Here is a 10,026-nt window from a genome sequence, read left to right as displayed (position 1 = left end):
TAAAACGATATCGCGACTCCCGCCCCGCTGCTTCCGTTCTCGTCGCCGCGGTAGCGGCAACCTACGACTGAGTTGAGTGACGATCGGCGGCCAGCAACGTCTTGGCCCCGTAGGAGCGGCCCTTAGGCCGCGATCGTGTCGGAGTGAGAGGTTTCTACTCGGCAGGTGGCAGAAGTGGATGCGGCGCCATCGCGGCCTGGGGGCCGCTCCTACAGGCGGGTACCCGCGGCGACCAACCCGTTCGTGGCCAACAAAAAGGGCGGCCCGCAGGCCGCCCCAATGAGGTTTGAGTGAGCGGGAGCGAACTCAAACCTGGAGGTAGTCGAGGATCCCCTCGGCGGCCTTGCGCCCGTCCCAGATGGCGGTGACCACCAGGGTCGAGCCGCGCACCATGTCGCCGCCGGCGAACACCTTCGGGTTGGAAGTCTGCATGGCGCACACCTGCTCCTCGGGCGCGACCACCCGGCCGCGCTCGTCGAGATCGATGCCGTGGGCGGTCATCCACTCGGCGGGGCTGGGGCGGAAGCCGAAGGCAACGATCACCGCGTCGCACTCCACCACCTCCTCGGAACCGGGCACCACCTCGGGACGACGGCGGCCGCGCTCGTCGGGCTCACCCAGGGCGGTGGTGACCAGTTTGATCCCCTGCACCTTGCCGTCGCCGACGATCTCCACCGGCTGGCGGTTCCACAGGAACTTCACGCCTTCTTCCTTGGCGTTCTGCACCTCCTTCTTCGAGCCGGGCATGTTGGCCTCGTCGCGACGGTAGGCGCAGTGCACGGCGGCCGCCTTCTGGCGCGCCGAGGTGCGGGTGCAGTCCATGGCGGTGTCACCGCCGCCGAGCACCACCACCCGCTGGCCGGCCATGTCGACGAAGTCGGCGGGGGATTTCTCCCAGCCGTAGCAGTGATTGACGTTGGAGATGAGGAAGTCGAGGGCGGCGTGGACGCCGGGCAGGTCCTCGCCGGGGATCGACGCCTGCATGTAGTTGTAGGTACCGGTACCGAGGAAGACCGCGTCGTACTCGCCGAGCAGATCGTCGAACGACTTGGTCGCTCCTGCGCTTCCTGCGCCCGCGACACTTGAACGTCCCTGTTCGTCGTCCTTTCCTACGATTTCGGTGTTGAGCACGAACTCGATGCCCATCCCTTCGAGCACCGCGCGGCGGCGCTGGACGATGGGCTTCTCCAGCTTGAACTCGGGGATACCGAAGGTGAGCAGCCCACCCACCTCGGGGTGGCGGTCGTAGACCACCGCCTTGACCCCGTTGCGCGCCAGCACGTCGGCACAGGCGAGGCCCGCAGGACCGGCGCCGACCACCGCCACCCGCTTGCCGGTATCGACCACCGCGGAGAGGTCGGGGCGCCAGCCGGACTCCAGGGCGGTGTCAGTGATGTAGCGCTCGACGGTGCCGATGGTGACCGGGCCGTTGGTGTCGAAGAGGGTGCAGGCGCCCTCGCAGAGGCGGTCCTGGGGGCAGACCCGGCCGCAGATCTCGGGCAGCGAGTTGGTGCGGTGACAGACCTCGACGGCCTGCTCCACGTTGCCCTCGTTGACCAGTTGCAGCCAGTTGGGGATGTAGTTGTGCACCGGGCACTTCCACTGGCAGTAGGGGTTGCCGCAGTGGAGACAGCGCCCCGCCTGGTCGGCCGCGATCTTGGCGTCGAAGCGGCCGTAGATCTCGGCATACTCCTCGATACGGACCTCGACGGCCTTCTTCGCGGGGTCCTGCCGCGGAATGTCCAGGAATTGCAGTGCGTTCTTCTTGCTCACGGTTCTCTACTTCACCGGTGTGGAGGCGGCGCACCGCCCCACTAAACACTAAACGTTAAACACTCAACGCTACGCGGGCTTCCGCGTCAGGCGGCTCGTTCCAGCATCGTCTCGAGGAGCGTTTCAAGCTCCGCGGCCTTCGGCTTCACCAGCCAGAACTTGCCGATGTAGTCGTCGAAGTGCTCCAGGATGTTGCGGCCGTACGCCGAGCCGGTCTCCTCGACGAAGGCGATGAGCTGCTCGCGCAGGTGGTTGCGGTGGGCCTCGGTCGCCTCGGTGTTGATGCGGTGGATGTCCACATCCTCGTTGAAGCGGTTGGAGAAGGCCCCCTCCTCGTCGAGCACGAAGGCGAAGCCTCCGGTCATGCCGGCACCGAAGTTGACGCCGGTGGGACCGAGGACGGTGATCACGCCGCCGGTCATGTACTCGCCGCAGTGGTCGCCGGCCCCCTCGATCACCGCATGGGCCCCGGAGTTGCGCACGCCGAAGCGCTCGCCGGCCATGCCGGAGGCGTAGAGCTTGCCGCCGGTGGCGCCGTAGAGGCAGGTGTTGCCGACGATCGCGTTCTCCTGGCTCTTGAACAGGCTCCCCTTGGGCGGGTAGATCACCAGCTTGCCACCGGCCATGCCCTTGCCGACGTAGTCGTTGGCATCGCCCTCCAGGTACATCTGCAGGCCGCCGGCGTTCCACACGCCGAAGGACTGGCCGGCGGTGCCGGTGAGCCGCAGGGTGATCGGCGCGTCGTCCATGCCGAGGGTGTCGTAGCGCTTGGCGATCTCGCCGGAAATGCGCGCGCCGATGGAGCGGTTGGTGTTGCGCACCTTGAAGGAGAACTCGCCGCCGGACTTGGCCTCGATCGCCGGCAGGGTCTCGGCGACCATCTGTTCGGCCAGCTCGCCCTTGTCGAAGGAGTGGTTGCGCGGCTCGACGCAGTAGTTGGGCCCCTCGGGCAACCCCTGGAAGGTGAGCGCGGAGAGATCCAGCTTGCGCTGTTTGTCGGTGACCCCCTCGATCCGCTCCAGCAGGTCGGTGCGGCCGATCAGGTCGGTGAGCTTGCGCGCGCCGAGGGCCGCCATCAGCTCGCGCACCTCGCGGGCGACGAACTTGAAGTAGTTTTTCACCAGCTCGGGGGAGCCGCGATAGTACTTGGCGCGCAGCTCCTCGTGCTGGGTGGCCACTCCGGTGGCGCAGTTGTTGAGGTGGCAGATGCGCAGGTATTTGCAGCCCAGCACCACCATCGGCATGGTGCCGAAACCGAAGCTCTCGGCGCCGAGGATCGCCGCCTTGACCACGTCGAGACCGGTCTTCAGGCCGCCGTCGGTCTGCACCCGCACCTTGCCGCGCAGATCGTTGCGCTTGAGCACCTGGTGGGTCTCGGAGAGGCCCAGCTCCCACGGGCTGCCGGCGTACTTCACCGAGGTGAGCGGGCTCGCCGCGGTGCCGCCGTCGAAGCCGGAGATGGTGATCAGGTCGGCGTAGGCCTTGGCCACGCCGGCGGCGATGGTGCCGACGCCGGGCTCGGCCACCAGCTTCACCGAGACCAGCGCCTCGGGGTTGACCTGCTTGAGGTCGAAGATCAGCTGGGCGAGATCCTCGATCGAGTAGATGTCGTGGTGCGGCGGCGGCGAGATCAGCGGCACGCCGGGGCGGGTGTAGCGCAGGCGGGCGATCTCGGCGTTGACCTTGTGGCCGGGAAGCTGGCCGCCCTCGCCGGGTTTGGCGCCCTGGGCCACCTTGATCTGCAGCACCTCGGCGTTGGAGAGGTAGCCGGGGGTGACGCCGAAGCGGCCGGAGGCCACCTGCTTGATCTTGGAAAAGCGGCTCTTGTCGACGTAGCGCTTGGGATCCTCACCGCCCTCGCCGGAGTTGGAGCGACCGCCCAGTTCGTTCATCGCCAGGGCCAGCGCCTCATGGGCCTCGGGGGAGAGGGCTCCGAGGGACATCGCGGCGGTGTCGAAACGCTTGAACAGCTCGGTATCCGGTTCCACCTCGTCGATGGAGATCGGCTCGATGTCGCCACGCAGCTTGAGCAGATCGCGCAGGGAGAGCGGCGAGCGCTCGTTGACCAGCTTGGCGAACGCCAGGTAGTCGTCCCAGTCGCCGCTTTGGGTCGCCTTGTGGATCGCCTTCACCACGTCGGGGTTGTAGGCGTGGGCCTCGCCGCCGTGGACGAACTTGAGCAGCCCGCCCTGATCGATCGGCTTGCGCGGGTTCCAGGCCACCTTGGCGACTGAGCGGACATCGGCCTCCAGGTCGGAGAAGTCGGCGCCCTGGACGCGGGAGGTGGTCTCCTTGAAGCAGAGCTCCACCACCTCGTCGGCGAGGCCGACGATCTCGAACAGCTGGGCGCCGCGGTAGGAGGCGACCGAGGAGATGCCCATCTTGGACATCACCTTGAACAGCCCCTTGTCGATCCCCTTGCGGTACTTCCTGCCCAGCTCGGCACGATCCTCGGCCTTCACTTCGCCGCTGTCGATCATGTCGTCGAGCGCCTCGTAGGCGAGGTAGGGGTAGACCGCGGTGGCGCCGTAGCCGAGCAGCACCGCGAAGTGATGCGGGTCGCGGGCGGTGCCGGTCTGCACCACGATGTTGGCGTTGCAGCGCTGACCCTCGGCGATCAACCGGTGGTGAACCGCACCGGTGGCCAGCGCGGCGTGGACCGGCACAGTATCGGCGGAGACGTTGCGGTCGGAGAGGATCAACACCGTGGTGCCTCCCTTGACCGCGGCCACCGCCTGGTCGGCGATATCGTGGATCGCCTTCTCCAGGCCGAAGTCGGCGGGGTAGTTGAGTTCGATCACGATGTGGGCGAACTCGCCCTCGTTGTGCTCCAGCAGCTGGCGGAACTTGCCCTCGGAGAGCACCGGCGAGGAGGCGATCAGCCGGTCGGCGTGCTCGGGGGTCTCGTCGAACAGGTTCTTCTCGCGGCCGAACAGGGTCTCCAGCGACATCACGATCTGCTCGCGGATCGGGTCGATGGGCGGGTTGGTGACCTGCGCGAACTGCTGGCGGAAGTTGTCGAACACCGAACGGGCGCGCTTCGACATCACCGGGTAGGGGGCGTCGTCGCCCATCGAGCCCACCGCCTCCTGGCCCGCCTCGGCCATCGGCCGCAGGATCTGGTCGCGCTCCTCGAAGGAGAGCTGGAACAGCTTCTGGTAGACGCCGAGTTCGCCCTTCTCCATCGGGGTGGCGGTGAGCGGGTCGCCGGCGAGCTTCGACTCCAGCCGGGTGGCGCGTTTCATCCACTCCTTGTAGGGCCGGGCGGCCTTCAGCCGCGCATCCACCTCGTGGGGCAGGATCAGTGTACCGGTCTCGGTGTCGGCGGCGAGCATCTGGCCCGGCTTCAGCCGGCCCTTGCGCACCACCTCGGTGGGGTCGTAGTCCCACACGCCGATCTCGGAGGCCAGGGTGATGACGCAGCCGCGGTAATCCTTCTCGCTGACACCAGCGGCGCCACCCGGCTTGGTGATCAGATAACGGGCGGGGCGCAGGCCGTTGCGGTCGAGGGTGCAGGCGGCATAGCGACCGTCGGTAAGCACGATGCCGGCGGGGCCGTCCCACGGCTCCATGTGCATCGAGTTGTACTCATAGAACGCTTTCAGATCGGCGTCGATTTCCGTGACGTTCTGCCACGCCGGCGGGATCAGCAGACGCATCGCGCGGAAGATGTCGACACCACCGGCGAGCAGCGCTTCCAGCATGTTGTCGAGGCTGGAGGAGTCGGAACCCTCCATGTTGACCCACGGCCGGATGTCCTCCATCGACGGGATGTTGTCGGTCTGGAAGGTGTAGGAGCGGGCGCGGGCCCAGTTGCGGTTGCCGCGGACGGTGTTGATCTCGCCGTTGTGCGCCAGATAGCGGAACGGCTGGGCGAGCCGCCACTGGGGCAGGGTGTTGGTGGCGAAGCGCTGGTGGAAGACGCAGATCGCGGTCTCCAGCCGCGGGTCCTTCAGGTCGGGGTAGTAAACCGACAGGAACTCCGGCATCACCATGCCCTTGTAGGAGACCACCTTGGCCGACAGGGTCGGCAGGTAGAACTGCTCGTCACCGGCCGCCTCCCGCGCCTTCTCGGCGCGGCGGCGGGCGATGTATAGCTTCACCTCGAAGGCGGTCCCGTCCATCCCCGCGGGACGGTTGACGAAGACCTGCTCGATCTTCGGCTGGGTCGCCTTGGCCGCCTCGCCACAGGCCGAATCGTCGGTGGGGACCTGCCGCCAGCCAGCCACCTCCAGCCCCTCGGCGGCGATCTCGCGCGCCAACGCCTCGCGGCCCGCGGCGGCATCCTTCGGGTCGAGAAAAACCACGCCCACGCCGTAATCGGCGACCAGCCCGATTCCCGCCTCGCCCGCCACCGCGCGCAGGAAGCCGTCCGGCTTCTTCATCAGCAGACCACAGCCGTCCCCCGACTTGCCATCGGCGGCGACCGCGCCGCGGTGGGTCATGCGCTCCAGCGCCTCGATGGCGGTGGTGACCAGCCAGTGGCTGGAGGCGCCGTCCATGTGGGCCATCAGGCCGAAGCCGCAGTTGTCCCGCTCGAAGGCGGGGTCGTAGAGGCCGGTGGTTGGGTTCGCTTTGCTGTTCACGGGACTCGTCGTTCTCGTCGTTCTCAAACTTGGTTTCTGGCGCACACAACGCCCGAGACGGCCGCCGGCCGGAGACGTCCGGAGGGGCCAGGGGCGGGGGCAAAAGGGGACATATCATAGCCTACCGACCTCCGGGAAACAAAGGGGGGCTGCGGGTCGCCGCGTGAAACGCCATTCACGACATGCCTCCCGGCGGCGGCGGCCAGGGACTTTGAAACGCACGATTTGTCAGGGACGGAGCACTCGATAAGAAGAAGAAAACCCCCCCGCCGCCGGCGGATTTCACAGAGGCGGGGGGTGAATCGTTTACAGGCGGAATGGACCTCCAATCTGGCTTGTAAAAGGTAAATAAATGGATTCAGCGAAGGACTGCGTGCCACGCAGAACAGAACATGAACCAGCCAACGCTTCCGCCCGCACCATCAACCACCCGGAACCTCAGGACCAACAAGCACTACTGAATCGACTCGCCCATGGAGATCGTTCCGCTTTCTGGCTCATCTGGGAACGGCACAAACCGTATCTGCAGCGGCTCTGCGCCCGGCGGATGAACAACGATCCGGCGGAGACGGAGGACGCCCTCAGTCGCGCGATGATCCTGGCCTGGGAGAAATTGCCGATCCACGCCGCCAGGATCACCAACCTGAAGGCGTGGCTGGCGCGGCTCACCCGCAATCTCTGTATCGACATCCATAAGGAGCGGCAGCGGTGGAACCGCTTCTGCGACGGGGGTGACGATCCGGAGGCGGTGGCCCTGGAGCGCTTCATGCCGGGCTACGAAGAGCCCGAAGGGGATTGCCTCGACGGCGAACTGCTGGAGCTCTTTCAGCGCAACGCGCAGGCGCTTCCCGAGCGCCTGCGCGTTGCCTTCCTCCTGCGCTGTTGGGAAGAGCAGCCCTACAACGACATCGCCTCAACGCTGCAGATCAGCAACGCCAACGTCCGCAAGCGGGTCCAGCAGGCCCGGGCCCTGATGGGTGACACCATGAGCGGCTATCTGAAGCCCCCATAGCCCGCCGTCCCGCCGGGCAATGCGCATCAGGTCTTCCGGGCGGTCCAGGTCGGGCAGCGGCGCAAGCTCTTCGAGCGCGATGGCGAGTTCCGCGGCCCGCCGCCGGGTGACCGCCAACACCCGGTCGCTGCCCCAGGGGACTTCGCGAAACAGGCCCGGAGCGGGTCGGCGCAGGCCGATCAGCACGTAGCCGCCATCCTCGGCCGGGCCAACCACCCCGTCGGCCCGGCCGAGGGCGCGGAGGGCGCGTGCCAGGTGGTCCCGGTCCATCCGCGGGCAGTCGGTGCCCACCAGCACCGCCTGCCGGTGACGGGCCAGCGCGTGGTGGAGGGAGAAGGCCATCCGTTCACCGAGATCCCCTCCCTGCTGTCGTTGCAACTCCACCCCGGAACGAACCCGGCACTCGGCGAAGAAAGGATGGTCGGGCGACGGCGCACACCACAGCTCCACCGGCGCCAGGGCGGCGGCGGTGATCCAGCCGAGGGTGTGTTCCACCAGCTGCCGATGGAGCGCCGCCGCCCCTTCGGCGCCGAGCAGCGGAATCAGGCGGGTCTTCACCGTGCCGACCTCGGGCGCCTTGGCGAAGACCTGGATGCGGGCGTCGGGATATTCCATCTTCAATATCGTCCGGCCGACGTCTGCGAACATCCAACGCAAAGACGCGACGGCACAAAGGACGCGAAGGAAAGCTCGCGCTGCTGGCCTGGCCCGCCCCGCCCTTGCGCCTTTGCGCCTTTGCGTTGAAAACCCACCTCAACGATACCGCTTGGCAAGATCGGCGGGATCGGCGCCGAGGGCGTAGGCGAGGCGCAGGTGCCACATCATTAGAATGGTACGCACCACGCCACCCGCCTCCCAGCGCCGGCTGGAGGTGGTGAGCGGCTCGTCGATGCAGAGCGGTCGACCGATGCCACGGAGACGCTTGCTCAATTCGATGTCCTCCATCAACGGGATCTCGGCGAAGCCGCCCAGCCGTTCAAACAGCGTGCGCCGGACGAAGATCGCCTGATCGCCGGTGGCGACCGCGCTCAATCGCGAACGCAGGTTCATCGCCCGCTCCACCACCCGCAGCAGCGGGTGGGCGCCGGAGAGGCGGACGTCGAACCGCCCCCAATCCCGCCCGCTTCGCGCCAGCCCCTCCAGGACCCGCCGGTCGGCCGCTTCGGGGAGACGGGTATCGGCGTGGAGAAAGAGCAGCACCTCGCCGCCGGCCAGCGCCGCCCCGGCGTTCATCTGCACCGCCCGCCCGGCGGGCGCCACCACCACCCGGTCGGCCAACGGCGCGGCCAGTGCCCCCGTGCCGTCTTCGCTACCACCGTCGACCACGATCACCTCGTGCCCCGCCGCCCGCAACGGCGCCAGCGCCGCCAGCGCCGCTCCGATCCCCGCCGCCTCGTTCAGCGCCGGCACGACGATCGAGATCCGTTCCATCGGCGGATGATCAACGCGGAGGACGCAGAGACGCAGAGAACGCGGAGAAGAGTGCTGATTTCATCCCTTTCTCTGCGTTCTCTGCGTCTCTGCGCTCTTTGCGTTACAAATGCCCATGCCGGAAATCACTCCAACGCCCCGCCGCAGGAAGAGCCGGCGCCGGCGGTGCAGCCGTAGCAGTGGTCGGCCACCGCGATCGGCCACCCCGCGGGGTCGTGCTCCAGCAGGTGATCGAGGGTCAGGCGCGGGCGGCGTCCGTCGCTCAGCGCAAGCGCCAGCATCTGGTTGAAGTCGCAGTCGTAGAGCTCGCCCCGCCAGTCGACGCTGATCAGCGAGCGGCACATCACCTGTGCCCGGTTCTCCTCCCGGTGGTTGCGCTTGAGCAGCGCCAGGTAGTCGTCGAACCCCCCCTTCGAGAGCAGCGCGCTGCCGAAGCGCTGAATCGGCATGTTGGTGATGGTGTAGAGGCGGTTGAAGTGGATGCCCTGCTCGCCGAGGCGTGCCTTGTAGTCCGCCTCAAGGGCCTCCTGGGCGGGCGGCAGAAACGGGCCGGTGGGGTTGTAGACCAGATTCAACGCCAACCCGGAGCCCGCCATCCCGTAGCCCTCGTCGTTGAGTCGTCGCAGCCCGGCCAGACTGCCGCGATAGACCCCCTTCCCGCGCTGCCCGTCGACGTTCTCCTCCAGATAGCAGGGCAACGACGCGACCACCTCCACCCGCTCTCCGGCAAGGAAGGGGGCCAGGCCCCGCTGCTCCGGCTCCTCCAGGATCGTCAGATTGCAGCGATCGATGACGTGAACGCCGAGGGCGCGCGCGCGCCGCACCAGATCGCGGAAGTGGGGGTTCAGCTCCGGCGCGCCGCCGGTGAGATCGAGCCGCGTGACGCCACGCCGTTCCAGCACCGCCACCACCCGCTCCACGGTCTCACCGCCCATCACCTCCGTGCGATGCGGGCCGGCGGCGACGTGACAGTGCAGGCAACGCTGATTGCAACGGTAACCGAGATTGACCTGGAGGGTTTCGAGGGGGCCGCGAAGGAGAGGGGCAAAATCGCCGGGGGCGAGCAGGGGGAGGGTGGCAAGCATCAGGGGTCTCGAAGGGGAGTGTACTTTCCCTATTGTAAGCACTCCTCCGCTCCGTCCCCAGCCGGCCGCCGGCCGACTCATAAGGAGTTCGGAATATACGGATGCAGATGTGGAGTCGCCGCCCCGTTCTGTAGTATCA

At 67.4% G+C, this 10,026-nt stretch carries 6 protein-coding genes; 1 reads left to right on the top strand and 5 read right to left on the bottom strand.

The window, feature by feature from the left end; translation table 11 throughout:
- Window positions 1-306: 306 nt before the first annotated feature.
- Together ACYQ2W_RS24075 and gltB are read right to left on the bottom strand one after the other, a co-directional pair.
- The gene (locus ACYQ2W_RS24075; protein ID WP_459873160.1) at window positions 307-1,773 is read right to left on the bottom strand and encodes an FAD-dependent oxidoreductase; all 1,467 of its coding nucleotides are present in this window, start codon (window positions 1,771-1,773) and stop codon (window positions 307-309) included.
- 86 nt (window positions 1,774-1,859) lie between these two features.
- Window positions 1,860-6,359, bottom strand: a complete 4,500-nt coding sequence (gltB, locus tag ACYQ2W_RS24070) for a glutamate synthase large subunit (protein ID WP_459873158.1) — start codon at window positions 6,357-6,359, stop codon at window positions 1,860-1,862.
- A 352-nt stretch (window positions 6,360-6,711) separates the two neighbouring features.
- On the opposite strand from gltB, the gene ACYQ2W_RS24065 reads away from it, so the two are divergent.
- Window positions 6,712-7,371: an RNA polymerase sigma factor gene (locus tag ACYQ2W_RS24065; RefSeq protein ID WP_459873156.1), complete on the top strand. Its 660-nt coding sequence runs from the start codon at window positions 6,712-6,714 to the stop codon at window positions 7,369-7,371.
- On the opposite strand, the gene ACYQ2W_RS24060 is transcribed toward ACYQ2W_RS24065, so the two are convergent.
- From ACYQ2W_RS24060 to arsS, 3 genes are all read right to left on the bottom strand, one after another.
- Window positions 7,273-7,986 carry a TIGR04282 family arsenosugar biosynthesis glycosyltransferase gene (locus ACYQ2W_RS24060; protein WP_459873154.1) on the bottom strand — a complete coding sequence of 238 codons (714 nt, stop codon included), beginning with the start codon at window positions 7,984-7,986 and terminating at the stop codon, window positions 7,273-7,275. The genes ACYQ2W_RS24065 and ACYQ2W_RS24060 overlap by 99 nt on opposite strands.
- Window positions 7,987-8,124: 138 nt before the next feature.
- Window positions 8,125-8,802: a TIGR04283 family arsenosugar biosynthesis glycosyltransferase gene (locus tag ACYQ2W_RS24055; RefSeq protein WP_459873152.1), complete on the bottom strand. Its 678-nt coding sequence runs from the start codon at window positions 8,800-8,802 to the stop codon at window positions 8,125-8,127.
- Window positions 8,803-8,927: 125 nt separating this feature from the next.
- Window positions 8,928-9,887, bottom strand: coding sequence for an arsenosugar biosynthesis radical SAM (seleno)protein ArsS (arsS, locus tag ACYQ2W_RS24050; protein ID WP_459873150.1), 960 nt, complete (start codon window positions 9,885-9,887; stop codon window positions 8,928-8,930).
- Window positions 9,888-10,026 lie beyond the last annotated feature (139 nt).

The sequence above is a fragment of the Endothiovibrio diazotrophicus genome (assembly GCF_054657215.1).
The sequence above is the reverse complement of the archived record's forward strand: the minus strand, read 5'-3'. Positions and strand labels throughout refer to the sequence as shown.

Bases quoted from the DNA above. Each gene is read 5' to 3' on its own strand.
- arsS (WP_459873150.1), bottom strand. From the start codon at position 9,887: ATGCTTGCCACCCTCCCCCTGCTCGCCCCCGGCGATTTTGCCCCTCTC.
- ACYQ2W_RS24065 (WP_459873156.1), top strand. From the start codon at position 6,712: ATGGATTCAGCGAAGGACTGCGTGCCACGCAGAACAGAACATGAACCA.
- ACYQ2W_RS24055 (WP_459873152.1), bottom strand. From the start codon at position 8,802: ATGGAACGGATCTCGATCGTCGTGCCGGCGCTGAACGAGGCGGCGGGG.
- ACYQ2W_RS24060 (WP_459873154.1), bottom strand. From the start codon at position 7,986: ATGGAATATCCCGACGCCCGCATCCAGGTCTTCGCCAAGGCGCCCGAG.